The sequence below is a fragment of the Salidesulfovibrio onnuriiensis genome, from assembly GCF_008001235.1.
GTDB lineage: Bacteria > Desulfobacterota > Desulfovibrionia > Desulfovibrionales > Desulfovibrionaceae > Pseudodesulfovibrio > Pseudodesulfovibrio onnuriiensis.
This window is the reverse complement of the sequence record NZ_CP040751.1, coordinates 355,001-373,888: the sequence shown is the minus strand read 5'-3', so window position 1 is coordinate 373,888 and position 18,888 is coordinate 355,001. Positions and strand designations below refer to the sequence as shown.

The 18,888-nt window shown below is 63.4% G+C and carries 12 protein-coding genes (1 of these 12 running past the window's edge); 8 read left to right on the top strand and 4 right to left on the bottom strand.

Translation table 11 applies throughout. From position 1 onward, the window contains the following. Positions 1–84: 84 nt before the first annotated feature. A complete protein-coding gene (locus FGL65_RS18615) occupies positions 85–1,647 on the top strand; it encodes a Gfo/Idh/MocA family oxidoreductase (protein ID WP_284690580.1) in 1,563 nt (520 codons plus the stop codon). A gap of 126 nt (positions 1,648–1,773) precedes the next feature. On the opposite strand, the gene FGL65_RS01690 is transcribed toward FGL65_RS18615, so the two are convergent. The 3 genes from FGL65_RS01690 to FGL65_RS01680 are packed head-to-tail and all read right to left on the bottom strand — an operon-like array spanning position 1,774 to position 6,619. Next, complete coding sequence (locus tag FGL65_RS01690; protein WP_147819270.1) at positions 1,774–2,781, bottom strand: glycosyltransferase family protein; 1,008 nt, start codon at positions 2,779–2,781, stop codon at positions 1,774–1,776. 2 nt (positions 2,782–2,783) lie between these two features. Continuing rightward, the gene (locus FGL65_RS01685; RefSeq protein ID WP_147819268.1) at positions 2,784–3,899 is read right to left on the bottom strand and encodes a glycosyltransferase; all 1,116 of its coding nucleotides are present in this window, start codon (positions 3,897–3,899) and stop codon (positions 2,784–2,786) included. A gap of 5 nt (positions 3,900–3,904) precedes the next feature. Then, the gene (locus FGL65_RS01680) at positions 3,905–6,619 is read right to left on the bottom strand and encodes a bifunctional acetate--CoA ligase family protein/GNAT family N-acetyltransferase (protein ID WP_147822641.1); all 2,715 of its coding nucleotides are present in this window, start codon (positions 6,617–6,619) and stop codon (positions 3,905–3,907) included. A 145-nt stretch (positions 6,620–6,764) separates the two neighbouring features. Here FGL65_RS01680 and FGL65_RS01675 point away from each other — a divergent pair, with 145 nt between their 5' ends. The 3 genes from FGL65_RS01675 (at position 6,765) to acs (ending at position 10,435) form a co-directional block, all read left to right on the top strand. Then, positions 6,765–7,541 carry a substrate-binding periplasmic protein gene (locus tag FGL65_RS01675; RefSeq protein ID WP_147819265.1) on the top strand — a complete coding sequence of 259 codons (777 nt, stop codon included), beginning with the start codon at positions 6,765–6,767 and terminating at the stop codon, positions 7,539–7,541. Positions 7,542–7,610: 69 nt separating this feature from the next. Continuing rightward, complete coding sequence (locus FGL65_RS01670) at positions 7,611–8,051, top strand: hypothetical protein (protein WP_147819263.1); 441 nt, start codon at positions 7,611–7,613, stop codon at positions 8,049–8,051. Positions 8,052–8,446: 395 nt separating this feature from the next. Continuing rightward, positions 8,447–10,435: an acetate--CoA ligase gene (gene acs / locus FGL65_RS01665; RefSeq protein WP_147819261.1), complete on the top strand. Its 1,989-nt coding sequence runs from the start codon at positions 8,447–8,449 to the stop codon at positions 10,433–10,435. 451 nt (positions 10,436–10,886) lie between these two features. Here acs and dnaE read toward each other — a convergent pair whose 3' ends face one another. Further along, on the bottom strand, positions 10,887–14,423 hold the full coding sequence (dnaE, locus tag FGL65_RS01660; protein WP_147819259.1) for a DNA polymerase III subunit alpha: 3,537 nt from the start codon (positions 14,421–14,423) through the stop codon (positions 10,887–10,889). 186 nt (positions 14,424–14,609) lie between these two features. Here dnaE and fosX point away from each other — a divergent pair, with 186 nt between their 5' ends. From fosX to FGL65_RS01640, 4 genes are all read left to right on the top strand, one after another. Beyond that, positions 14,610–15,020: a FosX/FosE/FosI family fosfomycin resistance hydrolase gene (fosX, locus tag FGL65_RS01655; RefSeq protein WP_147819257.1), complete on the top strand. Its 411-nt coding sequence runs from the start codon at positions 14,610–14,612 to the stop codon at positions 15,018–15,020. A 160-nt stretch (positions 15,021–15,180) separates the two neighbouring features. Then, positions 15,181–16,434, top strand: coding sequence for a sensor domain-containing phosphodiesterase (locus FGL65_RS01650; RefSeq protein WP_187170490.1), 1,254 nt, complete (start codon positions 15,181–15,183; stop codon positions 16,432–16,434). A 102-nt stretch (positions 16,435–16,536) separates the two neighbouring features. Continuing rightward, entirely contained in the window at positions 16,537–17,790 is a 1,254-nt protein-coding gene (locus FGL65_RS01645) for a sensor domain-containing phosphodiesterase (protein WP_147819253.1), read from the top strand. Positions 17,791–18,007: 217 nt separating this feature from the next. Further along, positions 18,008–18,888: the 5' portion of an SLC13 family permease gene (locus tag FGL65_RS01640; protein WP_147819251.1), read on the top strand. It continues 358 nt past the right edge of the window; only the first 881 of its 1,239 coding nucleotides appear in the window; its start codon is at positions 18,008–18,010; its stop codon lies off the right edge, out of view.

The window sequence follows — 18,888 nt, the reverse complement described above, 5'->3', positions numbered from 1 at the left end:
CATGCCCTGAGCGGGCCCTTGTCGGGGCGTCCGTTCTTGTTGACTTCAATATGCAGGAGATTCCATGAAAGGAACCCCATCCATTTGCGTTATAGGATCCGGTTACTGGGGCAAGAATCTTGTCCGCAACTTCCATGCCTGGGCGCGCTCAAGCTCATCTGCGACAAGGATGAAACCTCCCTGGCGCGGTTTCGGGAGCAGTATCCCGACGTGGAAACGACCCTGGCCTTGAGCCATGTGCTGAACAGCGACGACGTCGACGGCGTCGCCATTTCGACTCCGGCCGAGACCCATTATTCCATTGCCAGGGAATGCCTGCTGGCGGGCAAACACGTTTTCGTGGAAAAGCCCCTGACCCTGGACGAGACCGAGGCCGAGGAACTGATCGGGCTGGCGCGGGAGCGCGGCCTCACGCTCATGGTCGGCCACCTGCTCCAGTACCACCCGGTGTTCAGGCGCCTGAAGCGTATGGTGCACGACGGCGAGCTGGGGCGCATCCACTACATCTATTCCCACCGGCTCAACCTGGGCAAGATCAGGCGCGAGGAAAACATTTTCTGGTCCTTTGCGCCCCACGACATCTCCATGCTGCTTTCCCTGGCCGAGGACATGCCCGAAAGCGTGTCCACCACGGGCGGGAACTACCTGCACGAGAAGATCGCGGACGTCACCGTGACCCATATGAATTTTGCCTCCGGGCTCAAGGCCCACATCTTCGTCTCCTGGCTGCATCCCTTCAAGGAGCAGAAGTTCGTGGTGGTGGGTGACAGGAAGATGGCCGTGTTCGACGACACCCTGTCCTGGGAGGACAAGCTCCTGCTTTATCCGCACCAGATCCGGTGGGAGGGCAACCTGCCCGTGCCGGACAAGGCCGAGGCCGAGCGGGTGGAGATTCCCCAGTCCGAGCCGCTCAAGAACGAATGCGCCCATTTCCTGGAGTGCATGGCCGAGGGGCGCACCCCGGTGACGGACGGCGAGGAAGGCCTGCGCGTGCTCAAGGTGCTCAAGCGCGGCCAGGAATCCCTGGACCGGGGCGGGTGCGAGCAGCCGGTGGCCGAAGGCTCCGCAGTGCCCGGGGAGCAGGCGGACAGGCTGTTTTTCGCCCATGAGACGGCCGTGGTCGATCCGGGGGCATCTGTCGGAAAAGGCACGAAGATCTGGCATTTTTCCCATGTCATGAACGGCACGGTCATGGGCGAGGATTGCAAGGTGGGCCAGAACGTGGTCATCGGGCCGGACGCGTCCGTGGGCAACCGCTGCAAGATCCAGAACAACGTCTCGGTCTACAAGGGCGTGATCCTGGAGGACGACGTCTTCTGCGGACCGAGCATGGTCTTCACCAACGTCTTCAATCCCCGTGCGCACATCGTGCGCATGCACGAGATCCGGGAGACCCTGGTCCGGAAAGGGGCCACCCTGGGGGCCAACTGCACGGTGGTCTGCGGCAACACCATCGGCCGCTACGCCTTTGTGGGGGCCGGGGCCGTGGTCACCAAGGACGTGCCCGACCACGCCATGGTCATGGGCAACCCTGCGTTCCAGGCCGGATGGGTCTGCGAATGCGGCAACAAGCTCGACGAGAACCTGGCCTGCCCGGAATGCGGGCTGCGCTATCGCCAGGGGGAAACCGGATTGAAGCGCGCCTAGCGCTCAGGCGGTTGCAATCAAATCCCGCGTCCTTCAGGGCGGGATGGACAAAATCGAAAAGAAACAGGCCATCCGTGTGTCGCGCGCGGGTGGCCTGTTTTTGTTGGCGTGAGAGGGAACGCCGCCCTAGGCGCGGCCGCGCGCGGCGCGCAAATAGCGGGCCTTGAGGGCCGGGCCCGAAGCCTCGGCCCAGTGCAGGTAGAGCAGCCGCAGGAAACTGTCGTGGATGGCCCCGGCCTGCGCCAGCCGTTCCCTGACCGCGCCCTCCAGGTCGGCGCTGCCCAGCCAGTCCGCGAGCTCCCGCGCCCGGTGGCATTCCCGGTGCGCCCGGTCCACCTTGGCGAATCCGTTTCCGGCCACCGTGCGGCACAGGTCTTCCCGCGGCAGCAGCCGCTGTACCAGCTCCACCAGCGCGTCCGCGTCGCCCGGCGGGTACAGGAAGAGGTCCTCGCCGTCCGTGAACAGTTCGTCCTGGCCGTGCCCGATGTCCGGGGTGATCAGGCAGCCGCCGCAGCCCAGGGCCTCGAAGACCCGGTAGTTGAGGTCGCCGCGCTCGGCGATGTTCAGCAGCAGCCTGCCCTTGGGAAACAGCTCCCGATACGGTCCCTGCTTCACGGCCAGGCCCGGGAACTTGTTGCCCACCTCCTCCAGGAATTCGGTCCGGACCGGGAAGATGTCCTTTCCCACATTGCCCACGAAGAGCAGGTCGTATTGCTTTTCTGTTTCCACGGGTCGGTCGGCCATGCGCGCAAAGGGCGGCAGCCAGAGCACCCGGTCGCGGGTCAGCCGTTTGCCGCGAAAGTCGGGCATGTGGTCCTTGAGGCTCACCGAGCAGAAGTCGAAGGCCTGCGCATACAGGGGGTACCAGCTGTGGATGTGGCTATCCACGCACAGGAATACCGTGGGGCAGGGAAAGCGTTCGATGCCCAGGAGCGGGGCCTCGATGCTGCGGTCGCCGTAGAGGAACAGCTCGGGCTCGAACCCGGCCTCGTCCACCACCCGCTGCCAGTCCCAGGTTTCGCGCTGGTCCACATAGGTGATGTCCAGTCCCAGTTTTTCGGCGGCCGGGCGGAAATAGTGGTTGCCGCTCCAGACGATCTTCCGGCCGCACAGGTTCTCGGGCAGCTCGCTCATGGTCAGTGCATTTCCTTGTTCAGAGGTCTCTGGTTCATGGCCGCCAGCGCCTCATATTCCTTTTCGTACGCTGCGGCCATGCGCTCCACGGAAAACCGCTGCGCGCCCGTGGCATGGGCGTTCATGCCCATGTCCCGCATGAGCCGGGCCCGGCCCAGCAGGGAGGCGGCCGTCTCCACAAATGCGCTGTAGTCCCGTTCCTTCACCAGCACCCCGGTCTCGCCGGGCGTCACCTGTTCCGGGATGCCCCCGGCGGCAAAGGCCACCACGGGCAGGGCCCGGCTCATGGCCTCCAGCACCACCAGGGGGTGGTTGTCGGCCAGGGACGGATAGAGCAGCGCGTCGGCGGCGGCCATGAGCAGGAGCATGCGTTCGCGGTCCAGGTAGGGCCAGGTGTGCAAATCGTTTTCCTGCCCGGCCTTGTCCCCGCCCACGGCGAATCCCAGCAGGTTGGGGACGCGGACCTTGAGTTCGTCCCAGAGCCCCTGCCACCTGTCGCCGGACTTGTAGGCGGCCATGGCCCCGCCATGGGCCACGAACAGGGCCACCCTGGCTGCGGGGTGGATGCCCAGCGTCTTGCGGGCCCCTTCCCGGTCCGGCGGCGCATCGGGCCAGGGCACGCCGTTGGGGATCACCCGGACCTTGTGCCCGGGCAGAGCCTCGCGCGCCAGCCGCGCCAGCCATCCGGACGGCGACACGAACACGGGCCGGGTCTGGTCCACCAGGATGCGCTTGGCCTCGCGGTAGCCGAAGCATTCCGGGAAATTTCTGGGGCAGGGCTCCAGACAGTCGTTGAAAAAATGGCCGCAGTCCAAGGGATAGGGGCAGCCCCCCGTGAACAGGTCGCAGTCGTGCAGGGTCAGGAGCGGGGTCTGTTTCAGGCCGGAGAGCAGCCGGACCCAGTCCCCGGTGGAGTGCAGGTGCAGGAGCGTCCCCTTGGGAACGGCGGCTCCCACTTCCTGAGGCGGGGTTTCGCGGCCTCCGCCGGTTTCCGCCAGCTCGAAGGAACGGGTGCAGGCATGGCCCGCCTTGTCCAGTTCCCGGTGCAGGAGCTCGGCCACGCGCACCGCGCCGCCGCGTAGCTGCAGGGCCGTGTGGTGATGAACAGCAAGGGGCATGGGCGTCAGTCCTCTGCTTCCGGCATCGCGTTTTCGAAATCCAGGACCATGTCCACCAGGTCGGGATCGTGTTCCGAGGGATGGTTCTTGAAGCCGAATTTCGCGGCCAGGCCCTGCATGGCCTTGTTCTCGGCCATGGTTTCTCCGGTGATGCGCCGGGTGCCCCGTTCGCGTGTGTATTCGACGCCCCGATGGAAGAGGATGCTGCCCAAGCCGTGCCCCTTCTGGTCCGAGCGCACCACAATGGCGAACTCGGCCTCGGAATTGTCCGGCCTGGTGTTGGTGCGCATGACGCCCAGGGTCTCCACCTGGCCCAGGTCGTTGACGGTCTGGGCGATGAAGGCCATTTCCCGGTCGTAGTCGATCTGCGTGAACCGGGCCAGGTCCTTGTGGTCGAAGTCGCGGCGCACCACCCCGAAGAAGCGCATGCGCAGGTCCTCGTCCGAAAGCTTGGCCAGGAATTCGCGGTGGGTGTCCTCGTCCTCGGGCCGGATGGGCCGCACCGTGACCTTCATGCCGCCCTTGGTGACCACGCATTCCTCCAGCTCGCGCGGATAGGGGCGGATGGCCAGACGGGACTGCCCGTCCTTGTCGTAGGGGGCCACCTTGACCTTGCCGCCCAGGGCCAGCACCCCTTCGCTGTCCGCATAGAGCGGGTTGATGTCCAGGCCCGTGACCTGGGGCACGTCCACCAGGAGCTGGGAAATCTGGATCAGGGTCAGGCAGATGTCGTCGATGTCCGCCGGAAGCTGGGTGGGCGTGCCCTTGAGCAGTTCCGAGATGCGCGTGCGGGAGACCATTTCCCTGGCAAGGCTCATGGACAGCGGGGGCATGGCGATGGCGTCGTCCTTGATCATTTCCCGGGCCATGCCGCCGTGGCCGAAGTGCAGCACCGGGCCGAAGATCGGGTCCACCTCGGCGGCCACGAACAGCTCGTGCGCGCCCGGCCTGCGGCCCATCTTCTGGAGCACGAACCCCTCGATATAGGCGTCGGGACGCTCGCGGTTCACGCGGGCCAGCATGGTGGCCGCGCCTTCCCAGACCTGCTCCGGGGTTTCCAGGTCCAGGAGCACGCCACCCACGTCAAAGGGCTGGTCGATCTGCGGGGAGCGGATCTTGAGGGCCACGGGGTAGCCCAGCTCGTCCGCGGCAATACAGGCCTCCTTGGCGGAAACCGCCAGCCGTGTTTCCACCACCGGGATGCCGTAGGCGGCCAGCACGGCCTTGGCCTCGGGTTCGGAGAGGTCCTCGCGCCCTTCGTCCAGGGCCTTTTGCACCATGTTGCGCGCGGTGGTGGTGTCCGGGAAAAAGTCCGTGGGCAGAGAATCCGGCGTCTCGATGAGCAGCTCCTGGTTGCGCTTGTATTCGGCCATGTTCAGGAATGCCCGCACGGCCTGCCCCGGGGATTCGTAGCTGGGGATGCCCGCCTCGGCAAACACGGCCCGGGCCTTTTCCGCGGCCCCGGAGCCGAGCCAGGCCGTGAGCACCAGCCGCTTGACCCGCTTCAGGGATGCGGCGACCGCCCCGGCAATTTGCTCTTCGGGCTGCTGGGCCCAGGGCACGTGCATGACCAGCACGCCGTCCACGTCCTTGTCCTTGATGAGTAGCTTGAGGGCCTCGCAATACATGGCCCCGTCCGCATTGAACGGGATGTCCACGGGGTTGGTGCCGGAGATCTTGCCGCCCGTGAGGTCGAAGAGCGCGGCGCGGGTCTCCTCGGAAAGTTCGGCCAGGAGGCCGCCCCCGGCCAGGAGCCGGTCCGCGGCCATGATGCCCGCGCTGGTGCCGTTGGTCAGGATGGCCAGGCGGTTGCCGCGCACGGGTTTTGGCTGGGAAAGGGTCTGGGCCGCGTCAAAGAGGCCTTCGATGGAGTCCACGCGCAGCATGCCCGCGCGCCGGAAGGCCACGTCGTAGATTTCGTCGCAGAGCCGCTTGCCGCCCACCTCGCGGCAGCCCAGCCCGGGGATGACCGTATCCAGCGCCTGGCCCGGCCGCAGGATGAGCACGGGCTTGTTGCGCGAGGCGGCCCGGGCCGCGGACATGAATTCGCGGGCGTCGGTCACGGTCTCCAGGTAGATCATGATGGACCGGGTCATGGGGTCGGTGCCCAGGTAGTCGATGATGTCGGCAAAGGTCACGTCGATGCGTTTGCCCAGCGAGACCAGGTGGGAAAAACCGATGCCCTTGTCGCGTGCCCAGTCCAGAACCGTGGCGAACAGGGAGTCGGACTGGGAAATGAAGGCCACCTTGCCGGGCTTTGCCTGGGCATGGGCCAGGGATGCGTTGAGGTTGAGCGAGGGCACCATGAACCCCAGGCACTTGGGGCCCAGGATGCGCAGGTCCGGGGGCGAGGCGATGCTCAGGATGGTGGAGCGGATGTCCTCGGCCTCGTCCGCGTCCAGGCCGGTGAAGCCCGGCCCCACCAGGACGGCCGCGCGGGTGCCCTTTTTCTTGAGCGAATCGATGACCTCGGGCACCTCGGGCAGTTCCGAGGCCACCACGGCCAGGTCCGGGGACTTGGGCAGGGACTTGACCGAGGGAAAGGTCAGCACCCCGGAAATGGCCTCGGCCTCTGCGGAAACCGGCATGACCGGGCCTGCGAAACCCCCGGCCATGATGTTGCGCATGACGATGTTGCCGGGGTTGGACGGGTCGTTGGTGGCGCCGATGACGGCCACGGATTTGGGGCTGAACAGGTACTCCAGGTTGACGACGCTCATGGCTTCCTCGCGGTGTTGCTCGGGGTGGATGCAAAATGCCGCCATGACAATACATTGTTTCGTGCACGGCGCGCAACCGTGCAGCGCCGTTTAATCCCGAAGGGATAATAATGGCGGTTCCCGCCCCGGAAGGTATTCTGGGAGCATGACAAGAATATTCTGCGCAATGCTGCTGGTCGCGATCCTGTGCCTTCCCGCATCCGCAGGCGAGCGCACCCTCAAGGTGGTTTCCTTTGAATCTCCTCCCTACGCCTTCACGGACCGGGACAAGATCAAGGGCATGCTGTGCGACGTGGTCCGCGAGGGCCTTTCCCGCATGGGCCTGAAGGTGCGTTTCGAGCTGGTACCCTGGAAGCGGGCCGTGCAGATGGTGCGTTTCGGCCAGGCCGACGCCATTTTCTACGCGGTGTGCAACGACGAGCGGACCACCTTCCTTTACTATCCCCACGAGCCCCTGGTGGTGGAGTCCACCATCGCGCTCAAGAAAAAGGGCCGCAAGATCGCCGTGGACAGGGATTTCAGCAATGCGGAAAAACTGTTTCTCGGTGTGGGCCGGGGATTCTACTACGGCCCGAGGCTGGAAGGTCTTCTGGCCACCAGGCGGTTCCGGAAGGTGGAGGAGGCGCCGGGCTACGCCATCAACCTGCGCAAGCTGCTGGCGGGCCGCATCGACATCCTGCTGGCCGACCGGGTTCCGTCCGCCTACTTCATTTATCAGCAGGGCATGGGCAAGGATATCGAACCGGTGACGGATGATTTCGGCGAGGTCATCGTCTTTGATTCCGTGAAGTCCTACCTGGCCTTTTCCCGCAAGACCACCCTGCCGGAGATGGCCCTGCAGTTCGGAAAGGTCCTCCTGGAAATGCGGAGGGACGGGACCTACACGGCCATCGAGGCCCGGTACACGGGCAACGGCAACTGACGGCCTAAAGAATCTGTATTGCATATCCGATATGCCTCCTGAAGGGATCGCAGACACAGGAGGGCTCTCATGACCAAAATAGAGTTCGGGCTTGCCGAACAGATGGCGTCCAGCGCATTTTCCAAGCTGCAGACCGGGGTGGACAGAAAAGAGGATGCCGCTGTCGAGGACAGGGACTCGGTGATCATTTCCGAGGAAGCCCGGGAGCGGCTTGCGGGCGAGGTGCGTCTGGCGATGGATTCGCAGGAGGAAAAGGGGCCCGTGGTGGAGGACCCGCAGACCAAATCGAAAAACTTCATCATGCAGCGGATCCGGCAGCTCCAGGCCGAGATCAAGGAAATCCAGGAGTCGAACCTCCCGGAGAAGGAAAAGAGCCAGCAGATCCAGGACAAGCAGATGGAGATCATGGAGCTGCTTTCCCAGCTTGAAAAGGGCTCCGGTGGGGGCGGTCCCGTCGGTGGAACCAGAGCCGGGGCCGGGACAATCACTTCCACGGGCAGCCTGACGTAGGCCGTTCACAAAGGCCCGATTGCGGCGTTGCTGCAAAAAGGAATAAGCCCTCGTGTATGCTGCAATACACGTCGGGCTTTTTTTTGCGCCTTGCACTCGAACCTTTCTGAACAGCCTGAGAAGCAAATGACACCGCGTAGAGCGTGAGAGTCAAAGCCATTCCCTTTTTTCGTTCATCTCCCGTGCGAACCGTTCACCCTGAAATCGCATCACTTTTTGGTCCGTCCGACCGTTCACCTGAAAATCATGCCGTTCACCTGATAAAAGCGGCGGTTGTCTTTTTTCCTCATATAGAGGTAAAACATACAGTAGCCGACCCGGCTTTTGTCGAAATGGATTGCAGTCCGCGCCCCGGCCCGGACAGTTTCTAACAGATACGGCAGCGAGGAGAGCACATGAGCGACGACGCCAAGAAAATCGAAAGCATGATGAAGGAAGGACGGCTGTTCCAACCCCCCGCAAAAATGCAGGCCCAGGCATTTGTGAGGAGCATGGAGGAATACGACGCCGCCTACAAGCGCGCGGATGAGGACCCCGAGGGGTTCTGGGGCGACCGCGCCAAGGATCTGGTGGAGTGGTTCAAGCCCTGGGACACCACCCTGGAGTATGACTTCCACAAGCCCGAGATCAACTGGTTCAAGGGCGGCAAGCTCAATGTTTCCTATAACTGCCTGGACCGGCACCTCAAGAACGGCCGCCGCAACAAGGCCGCCATCATCTGGCAGGGCGAGCCCGAGGAGGACGTGCAGGTCTACACCTACCAGATGCTCTACACCGAGGTCTGCAAGTTCGCCAACGCGCTCAAGAAGATGGGCGTGAAAAAGGGCGACCGCGTGGCCGTGTACCTGCCCATGGTGCCCGAGCTGGCCATCGCGCTGCTGGCCTGCGCCCGCATCGGCGCCATGCATTCCGTCGTCTTCGCGGGCTTTTCGGCCGTGTCGCTCCAGTCCCGCATCCAGGACTGCGAGGCCAAGGTGCTCATCACCGCCGACGCCGTGCTTCGCGCCGGAAAGACCATTCCCCTCAAGCCCAATGCGGACGAGGCCCTCAAGGACTGCCCCACCGTGGAGCAGGTCGTGGTGGTCAAGCGCGCCGACAATGAGGTGGACTTCGTGGAAGGCCGCGACAACTGGTGGCACGAGATCATGGCCGCCGACGACATCCGCGGCGAATGCCCGCCCGAGGAAATGGACGCCGAGGACACCCTGTTCATCCTCTACACCTCCGGGTCCACGGGCAAGCCCAAGGGCGTGGTGCACACCACGGGCGGCTACCTGACCTATGCGGCCCACACCCTGCAATGGGTCTTCGACGTCAAGGACGACGACGTGTACTGGTGCACGGCCGACATCGGCTGGATCACCGGCCATTCCTACATCCTCTACGGTCCGCTCTGCCTGGGCGCCACCTCGCTCATGTTCGAGGGCGTGCCCAGCTATCCCAAGCCGGACCGCTTCTGGCAGATCGTGGAGAAATTCAAGGTCAACATCTTCTACACCGCGCCCACGGTCATCCGCGCCCTCATGCGTGAAGGCACGGAATGGACCAACCGGCACGACCTCTCCAGCCTGCGTCTGCTCGGGTCTGTCGGGGAGCCCATCAACCCCGAGGCCTGGATGTGGTACCACCAGCATATCGGGGACGGGCAGCTGCCCATTTGCGACACCTGGTGGCAGACCGAGACCGGCGGTTTCATGATCTCGCCGCTGCCCTACGCCACCCCGCTCAAGCCTGGCTCGGCCACCAAGCCGCTGCCCGGCGTGGCCGCCAAGATCATCCGCTCGGACATGAGCCCGGCGGGCCCCAACGAGGGTGGGCACTTGGTGGTGGAAAAGCCGTGGCCCGGCATGCTGCGCGGTGTGTTCGGCGACCCCGAGCGCTTCAAGAAGACCTATTTCGATCGCTTCCCGGGCATGTATGAGGCCGGTGACGGCGCGCGCGTGGACGAGGACGGCTACATGTGGATCATGGGCCGGCTGGACGACGTGATCAACGTTTCCGGCCACCGGCTGGGCACCGCCGAGATCGAATCGGCCCTGGTGGCCCACGCGGCCGTGGCCGAGGCCGCCGTGGTGGGCATGCCCCACCAGGTCAAGGGCCAGTCCATCTATGCCTATGTCACCCTCAAGGGCGACGAGGAGGAATCCGACGAATTGCGTAAGGAACTCAAGGCCTGGGTGCGCATGGAGATCGGGCCCATCGCCACGCCCGAGGTCATCCAGTTCGCGGAAGGCCTGCCCAAGACGCGGTCCGGCAAGATCATGCGCCGCGTGCTGCGCAAGATCGCGGCCGGTCAGGACGACTTCGGCGACACCTCGACCCTGGCCGATCCGGGCGTTGTGGCCGATCTGATCGAGGGCAAGGAGGAACTGCTCGGTTCCTAAGGCTGTCCATAACGGCCTGATTGCTTCGTTGCTGCAAAAAGAAAAGAGCCCTCGCGGATGTTGCATACGCGTCGGGCTCTTTCTTTTTTTGCGCCTTGGACTCAAGCCGTTCCGAACAGCCTTTTCTTTGGCCTATTGAGCGGGCGTCGAGTGTTCCTACCCTTCGGAGGCTTCCACAGAATGCGTACCGCCGGTTGCCTGTCGCAATTCATGGTGTTTTTAATCTGAGGGTTAAAGCGTCCCGCCACGACGGACAGGAGGGATACTCAGCGTATTCGGCAAAAAGCCGACGCAGGGCAAAGGCCTGGAGGGTTTGGGGGAAAGGTCGCAGGAAATGGGGGTAAGGGAGGGGCGGCCTGAGCCGCCTCCCTTACCCCCTTTCCTCAAACTGGTTCTCGAACCAATAAATGCGATTGTATTTAATGGGTTGCCCTGGAAGGGCACGGTCGTTCTATTCGGCGTGCGCCTGCTGAAGGTCCCCGTTCTGCCAGTCCTCGGCGGCGGCCCAGAAGGCGCGGCAGGGGGCCACGCGCCAACCGTTGCCCAGCCGGAGCTGGATCACGGATTCCTCGGTGAGCAGGTGGAGCTGCACGGGCGTTTCGCCCGGATGCTGCTTGATGATCTCCTTGAGGGCGTCGAGCCGCTCGTCCGTGATCTTTTCGGCCCTGGCCCACACGGGCACGGGCTGGTCCGAGCCGGAAACGGCCTTGGCCAGCAGCGTGACCTTCTCGGCCAGGATCTTGGCCTGCTTGGGCGCGTCCTCGGGCAGCTCCTCGCGCATGTCGATGCGGCCTTCCACCAGCAGGGGGCGGTCCTGCTCCAGCAGTTCCCCGGCCACGGCATAGACGTTGGGCAGCATGGTCACCTCGCCGGTGCCGGTCATGTCCTCGCCCGTGCAGAAGGCCATCATGTCGCCCTTCTTGGTCATGTAGGGCTTGAAGTCCGGGATGATCATGGCCACGCGCACGTTGGCCTGGTTGCCCAGGTTCTTGCATTCCTCGAAGGTGTTCAGCTTGAGCCTGCGGATCTCGTGGCGGTAGGCCTGCAGGGGGTGGGAGGAGAGGAAGAAGCCCAGGACCTCTTTTTCCAGCTGCAGCTTTTCGCGGTCGTCCCATTCCTCAATGTTCGAGGGCTGCGGACCGGTCCCGTTGCCGTTGCCTTCGGGGGCATCGCCCTTGTCGTTGCCGCCGCCCGCAAGCATGTCCAGCATGTTGAGCATGCCGGATTCCTTGTCCTTGGCCTTTTTCTGGCCCAGGGCCACGGCCTTGTCCAGGTCCTCCATGAGCGCGGCGCGGGTGCAGCCGAAGCAGTCCATGGCCCCGGCCTTGATGAGCGATTCCAGCACGCGCTTGGTGACGCGCTTGAGGTTGATGCGCTCGCAGAAGTCGAAGATGTTGGCGAACTTGCCGCCCTCGTCGCGCACGGCCACGATTTCGTCGATGGCCTCCTCGCCCACGTTCTTGATGGCGGCCATGGCAAAGAGGATGTCGCCGTCCTTCACCGAGAAGCGGGCGATGCCGTCGTTGATGGACGGCTGCACCACCTCGATGTTCATGTCGCGGCAGGCGTTCACGTACATGATGATCTTCTCGGTGTTGTTCATTTCCGAGCTCATGAGCGCGGCCATGAATTCCACGGGGAAGTGGGCCTTGAGATAGGCCGTGTAGTAGGACACCAGCGCGTAGGCGGCCGAGTGCGACTTGTTGAAGCCGTAGGCCGCGAACTGTTCCATGAGGTCGAAGATCTCGTTGGCGGTCTTTTCGGCGATGTTCTGTTCGCGCGCGCCCTCCAGGAAGGTGACGCGGTGCTTGGCCATTTCCTCGGGGATCTTCTTCCCCATGGCGCGGCGCAGCAGGTCGCCCTGCCCCAGCGAGTAGTTCCCGATGATCATGGCCGAGGCCATGACCTGCTCCTGGTAGACGATGACCCCGTAGGTGGGGCTGAGCGTCTCCTCCAGGGAGGGGTGAGGGTAGGAGACCTCCACCTCGCCGTGCTTGCGCTTGATGAATTCGTCGACCATGCCCGAGCCGAGCGGGCCGGGCCGGTACAGGGCGAGCATGGCGATGATGTCCTCGAAGCAGCTGGGCCGGAGCATGCGGAGATACTTGCGCATGCCCGAGGATTCCACCTGGAACACGCCGTCCGTGTCCCCGCGCGAGTAGATGTCGTAGGTGGCCTGGTCGTCCAGGGCCAGGGTGTCCAGGTTCGGGGCCTCCTTGCCCTGGAGCCGGATGATGTCCAGGCAGTCCTCGATGACCGTCATGGTGCGCAGACCCAGGAAGTCGAACTTGATCAGGCCGACTTTTTCGACCTTCTTCATGTCGTACTGGGTCACGATTTCACCCTTCTTCCCCTTGTAGAGAGGAAGGTACTCGGTCATGGGCTTTTCCGAGATGACCACGCCCGCCGCGTGTGTGGAGGCGTGGCGCGAAAGGCCTTCCAGGCGGGTGGAGATGTCGATGAGCTTTTCCACCTTGGGGTCGCTGCGCACCATGTCCCGCAGCTCGGCCACGCCCTTGGCCGCGTTGGCCACGGTGATCTTGGCCTTGTCCACGCCCAGCAGCTTGGCCATGACCCCGGGGTCGTCCGGGATGAGCTTGGCGATGCGGTCGGTCTCGGCAAAGGTCATGCCCAGGGCGCGGCCCACGTCCTTGACGGCCGCCTTGGCCTTCATGGTCCCGTAGGTGGTGATCTGGGCCACGTGGTCCTCGCCGTATTTCTCGGCCGTGTAGCGCACCACCTCCAGGCGGCGGCGTTCGCAGAAGTCCACGTCGATATCGGGCATGGAGACGCGTTCCACGTTCAGGAAGCGTTCGAAGAGCAGGTCGTAGGGGATGGGGTCCAGGTTGGTGATCTTCAGCGCCCAGGCCACGATGGACCCGGCCGCGGAACCGCGCCCCGGCCCCACCGGAATCCGGTTGTCCTTGGCCCAGTTGATGAAGTCTTGCACGATGAGGAAGTAGGCCGGGAAGCCCATTTCCTTGATGACCCCCAGCTCGTATTCCAGGCGTTCGTTGTACTTCTGCTCGTCGATCTCGTAGGGGGCCATTTCGATGCGCTTCTTGAGACCGTCGCGGCAGAGCTGCTCGAACTCCTCATCGAGGGAAACGCCCTCGGGCAGTTCGTAGGCCGGGAAGGAGTAGTTGCCCAGCTCGATCTCCAGGTTGCACATCTCGGCGATCTTCTGGGTGTTCTCGATGGCCTCGGGCACGTGGGCGAAGGCCTGCTCCATTTCCTCGGGGGTCTTGAAGTAGAGCTCCTGGGTGTCCATGCGCATGCGCTTTTCCGCATCCACCGTGGTCTGGGTCTGGATGCAGAGCAGCAGGTCGTGCGCCTCGTAGTCGTCCGCGGTCAGGTAGTGGCAGTCGTTGGTGGCCACCAGGGGCAGGCCGGTCTTTTCCGCGCACTGGATGAGCAGGTCGTTGAGCCGGTTCTGTTCCTCGATGCCGTTGTCCTGGAGCTCCAGGTAGAAGTTGTCCGGGAAGATCTCGGCGTATTCGCGGGCCATTTCCACGCCCGCGTCCAGGCCCTCGTTCATGAGCTTGCGGGGCACCTCGCCCGCCAGGCAGGCGGAAAGGGCGATGAGCCCTTCGGAGTATTTTTTGAGCAGGTTCTTGCAGACGCGCGGCTTGTAGTGGAAGCCGTTCAGATAGCCTTCGGAAACCAGCTTGATCAGGTTCTTGTAACCGATGTTGTTCTTGGCCAGCAGCACCAGGTGGAAGCGCCCGGGCTTGTCCTTCCTGTGGTGGGCGTTTTCCTCGTCCACGTCGCCCGGGGCCACGTAGACCTCGCAGCCGATGATGGGCTTGATGCCCATGTCCAGCGCGGTCATGTAGAAGGTCACGGCCCCGAACATGCAGCCGTGGTCGGTGATGGCCACCGCGGGCATGCCCAGGTCCTTGGCGCGCTGGCACAGGTCGTTGATGCGGATGGCGCCGTCCAGCAGGCTGTATTCCGTGTGGACGTGCAAATGTACGAATTCTGCCATGTATGAATTGATTCCTTGGAAGTTGATGTCGGAAGGGTAGGTATAGCCCAAGAGGGCCCGACTTGAAAGGGCGGCCCCGCGCGGTTTCTTTGCAGATAAAAGCGTTTTTCGGCGCTTAGCGTTTGATTCCGGACGGTTCCGCGCGTAGCCTGCAAAGGGAAATTTCAAGCGAACCCGGAGCACGCAATGATCGAAAGCCTCAGCCACATCACCTTCATCGTCCGCGACCTGGAGCGCATGAAGCGGTTCCTGGAGGGCGTCTTCGACGCGGAACAGGTCTACGACAGCGGGGACGACACCTTTTCGCTCTCAAGGGAGATGTTTTTCATGATCGGCCCGGTCTGGGTGGCCGTCATGGAAGGCGAGTCCCTGCCGGAAAGGACATACAACCACGTGGCCTTCAAGATCCCGGACAGCGAGTTCGACGCCTATGTCCGGCGGGTGCGTTCCCTGGGCGTGCCGGTCCGGGAGGGGCGGCCCCGCGTGGAGGGCGAGGGCAGATCCCTTTATTTCCACGATTGGGACAATCATCTCTTTGAATTGCATACCGGTACCCTGGAGCAGCGGCTGGAGCGGTATAGCGCACCCCTCCCCTAGGCTCCTCTGAAGAGAGTTTCCGTTCTAACGCTCTTGATTCCTTTTGCTTTCGTGCGTATCCGAACAGGGTTTATTCTGTGGAAAATACGTTTGTTTTCCGGCGAATATGCAAAACGGTGGTGGGAACAGAAGGAAGGCGGAACCGGGCACGGGGGGGACTATGGCTGCCGCGAAATTGGGTCAGGAAGAAAGGGACATGGTGGAAGCGGTTCTGCAGCGGGAGTCGATCTCCAGCCTGTTTCAGCCCGTTGTCTCCATACCGACCAAGCGGATTCTCGGTTTCGAGGCCTTTTCCGAGGGGCGCACCCCCAAGGGGGACGCCTGCCTGAGCCCGCAGGTGCTTTTCAGCCCGGACCTGGAGCCGGACGTGCAGGTGGGCATCGACCGGCTGTGCCGCAAGAAGGCCATCGCCCAGTTCAAGCCCATCCAGGAACTGCACCCGGACATGCTCCTGTTCGTGAACGTGAACATGAACGTGCTCAAGTTCAAGGAATCCGACCCCAAATACTTCTTCCAGCAGGTCGAGGGCGCGGGCCTGCCCATGCACACCATCGTGACGGAAATCCCCTTTTCCATGCTCGACGCCCTTTCCCCGGAGATTATCGACTTCTACCGCGCCAGCGGCATCAAGCTGTGCATCGACAACCTGGGCGTCGACGATCCCTTTCTTGCCGCGTTCAGCAAGGTGAAGCCGGACATGGTCAAGCTGAACCGGACCTTCTTTGCCGAGGACGAAAGCGCTTCCTACCGCAGCAGTGTGCTGGAGGGGCTGATCAACTTTTCGGATTCGGCCGGGTTCACGGTCATCGGCCAGTGCGTGGAAAGCCGGGAGGAATCCGTACGCCTGCTGGAGGCCCGCGTGGATGTCCAGCAGGGCTACTACTACACCAAGGACGAGAACACCAAGCTGACCCGGGAGGGCGGCCGTGACCCGGTGCGGATGTTCTTCGGCAAGATCGAGCAGACCTACCGGCTCTTCCGCAAGACGCGCAAACAGAAGATCGGCGAGCGCAAGCAGTCCTTCGAGGCCATGCGCGGCGAGGTGCGCAAGATCGTGAATAAGATCGCCCGCATCGGGGAGCGCGATTTCGACCCGGTGCTCCGGGCGCTCATCGGCAACACGGGCCAGGCCCTGTCCATGTTCATCCTGGACGAGCAGGGCATCCAGCTCACGGGCCGCGCCCAGGTGGAGTCGGAACCGGCCCAGAACGGCGGCGCCCGCACCGACGTGAAGGGCATGGACCATTCCATGCGCGATTACTTCCTGTACATGGAGATGGGCTACGACAAGTTCGTGACCAAGCCGTTCGCCTCGCCCTGCACGGGACGGCCCGCCGTGATCATGGCCCTGCCTTTCTACAACATGGAGAACGAGCGCTACATCCTCTGCGTGGAAATGCCTTACCCGCAGTAGCTCCCTGCGGCGGCCTTTATTTTTCCTTGTCCCCGCTTGTGCGAACGGCTGAAGTGTGTTCGTATTTCCCTGCGGGCGTCACTTTCTTCGGGGTAGGAAATTATGAAGGATCCACAGGTTGTGGGGGGCGACTCCAAGGTCGCCGCCGGTGTAAGTCCTGAAAACATCATCACCTTGTTCCAACCCATCGTGTCCATTCCGACACGGGGAATCATCGGTTTCGAATCCTTTTCCGAGGGCCGCGAGCCCGAAACCGGCAAGAGCATCGAGGCAATCCGCCTGGTGGAGTCCTTTCCGGACCCGGACCTGCAACTCAAGGTGGACCGCCAGTGCCGTGAGCGGGCCCTGGAGCAGTTCAAGCCCATCCTGGCCCAGCACAAGGCCATGCTCCTGTTTCTCTGGCTCAACGTGGGCATTCTGTCCAACAAGAAGGCCGACCCCCTGTTCCTGGAAAAGCAGGTGGAGCAGGTGGGCATCCCTCCCAAGAACGTGTGCATCGAGCTGCCCGTTTCCGTGGCCGTCAAGATGCCGCCCAAGGTCCTGGAGCATTACCGGGCCAAGGGATACGGCCTGTGCATCATCGACCTGAGCACCAGCGACGCCTTTCTGGAGGCCTTTGTGCGCCTGCGCCCCAACTTCGTGAAGCTGGGCCGCAGTTTCTATACGGGCCCGGAAAAGCGCTACCGGGCCAAGATGCTCGACGGCCTGCTGGATCTTTCCGAAACCGTGGGCTTCTCGGTCATCGGCCAGGGCGTGGAGCAGCAGCAGGAATCCATTGGCCTGCTTCGTTCCAGGGTTTTCCTGCAGCAGGGCACCTACTACGTGAAGGACAAGCCCGAGGAAAAGTACAGCGCCAAGGGCGAGGACCCGGTCAAGATGTTCTACGGCAAGATCGTGGAGACCTTCCGGCTGTTCCGCGAGAACCGACGCAAGGAGATCCTGGCCCGCAAGAGCACCTTCGAAACCCTGCAGCAGGAGGTGCGGCGCTACATCAGCCGCCTGTGCAACGAGCACGAGCCGGTCATGGAGGTGGTGCTCGCCTCCCTGTTCCGCAACCGCGACCGGGCCATCTCCATGTTCGTGCTGAACAAGAACGGCATCCAGGTCACGGGACGCCTGCATGTGAAAAGCCCCAGGGGAGAGGTCTGCCACCGCCCGCCGCGCGGCGAGGCCAAGGGCATGGACCATTCCATGCGCGACTATTTCCTGTATATCGAGATGGGCTACGACAGGTTCGTGACCCGGCCGTTCGTCTCCCCCTACACCGAGGAGGAGGTGGTCATCATCGCCCTGCCGTTCTACAACGCCGAGGACCGCATGTTCGTGCTTTGCGTGGAAATGCCCTATCCGTACTGACTGCTCGGAATAACCCGATTGCATTGTTGCTGCGAACCAGCCAGGTCCTCACGTATTGGGAATACGCTGCGGGCTGGCGGGTTCTTGCGCCGCGCACTCGAATCATTCTGAACAGTCAGCCGGTGCGGTTGTTCAAACAGCCAGTCATTTCAGCGAAGTTCCATTCCAATACTTGCGGAAAAGCGGTTGGAAATGAGATGGTCTGAGCGTGGAAAACATGACGCAGATACTGGACGGCCTGCTGGAGCGGCTTCCCCTGATCCTGGTTTTCGTCAGCGGCTACGTGGTCTACCGGCTCATGGCCGTGACCCGCATCACCGACACGTTCGTCATCTGGGCGCTACGCCGCAGCCACGGTCGGCCCGGGCGGCTCATACTATATATAATAGGCGCGTCCGCCGCGCTTTCTGCCTTCATCCCCAACGCCATCACCGTGCTGACCCTGCTGCCCATCCTCAAGCTGCTGGATAAGGATTTCAGGGAGCAGGGCGTGCGGGGCATGACCACGCCGCTTATGGTGGCGGCCATCTACGGCGCGGGCATCGGCGGCATGGGCTCCATGATCGGCACGCCCGCCAACGCCATCCTGCTGGTGGCCCTGGATTTCCTGAACATTCCCGGCCGGGAGCAGATCACCTTTTTCAACTGGTTCCTGTGGTCCGTGCCCCTGGTGGTCATGTTCATCGGCCTGGCCTGGCTCGTGGCCGGGGTGGTGGGGCTGCCCAGGGGCGCGCGCGGCGTGGAGCTGCGCCTGTCCTGCCAGGACGGGAGCTGCGAGGTGACGCCCCGCCAGCGTTTCGGGTGCCGTCTCTTTGTCGTGTTCCTCGCGTACTGGGTGTTCGAGGCGGTCGCGCGCGCGGTGAGCCCCGCCTTTGCCGCCCTGTCGCCCCTGACCAGCACGGCCTTTGTCCTCGTGTTTCTGCTGTTGGTCTTTGTGAAGCCGGCCCCCGGCGGCCAAAAGGAAACCGGCCCGCTTTTGCGGCCCGGCCATCTCGTTTCCGGCGTGCCCCGGCGGGGGCTCGTGTTCGTGCTGCTGCTCATGGCCGTGTTCGGCACGGCCCGCTGGTTCGGGCTGGACCAGGCCGCGTCCGCCTGGGT

What these genes read in the sequence shown, in the direction of transcription:
- FGL65_RS01650 (WP_187170490.1), top strand. Translation starts at nt 15,181, where the DNA reads ATGGCTGCCGCGAAATTGGGTCAGGAAGAAAGGGACATGGTGGAAGCG.
- FGL65_RS01670 (WP_147819263.1), top strand. Translation starts at nt 7,611, where the DNA reads ATGACCAAAATAGAGTTCGGGCTTGCCGAACAGATGGCGTCCAGCGCA.
- FGL65_RS01680 (WP_147822641.1), bottom strand. Translation starts at nt 6,619, where the DNA reads ATGAGCGTCGTCAACCTGGAGTACCTGTTCAGCCCCAAATCCGTGGCC.
- FGL65_RS01690 (WP_147819270.1), bottom strand. Translation starts at nt 2,781, where the DNA reads ATGAGCGAGCTGCCCGAGAACCTGTGCGGCCGGAAGATCGTCTGGAGC.
- FGL65_RS01675 (WP_147819265.1), top strand. Translation starts at nt 6,765, where the DNA reads ATGACAAGAATATTCTGCGCAATGCTGCTGGTCGCGATCCTGTGCCTT.
- acs (WP_147819261.1), top strand. Translation starts at nt 8,447, where the DNA reads ATGAGCGACGACGCCAAGAAAATCGAAAGCATGATGAAGGAAGGACGG.
- FGL65_RS01685 (WP_147819268.1), bottom strand. Translation starts at nt 3,899, where the DNA reads ATGCCCCTTGCTGTTCATCACCACACGGCCCTGCAGCTACGCGGCGGC.
- FGL65_RS01645 (WP_147819253.1), top strand. Translation starts at nt 16,537, where the DNA reads ATGAAGGATCCACAGGTTGTGGGGGGCGACTCCAAGGTCGCCGCCGGT.
- fosX (WP_147819257.1), top strand. Translation starts at nt 14,610, where the DNA reads ATGATCGAAAGCCTCAGCCACATCACCTTCATCGTCCGCGACCTGGAG.
- dnaE (WP_147819259.1), bottom strand. Translation starts at nt 14,423, where the DNA reads ATGGCAGAATTCGTACATTTGCACGTCCACACGGAATACAGCCTGCTG.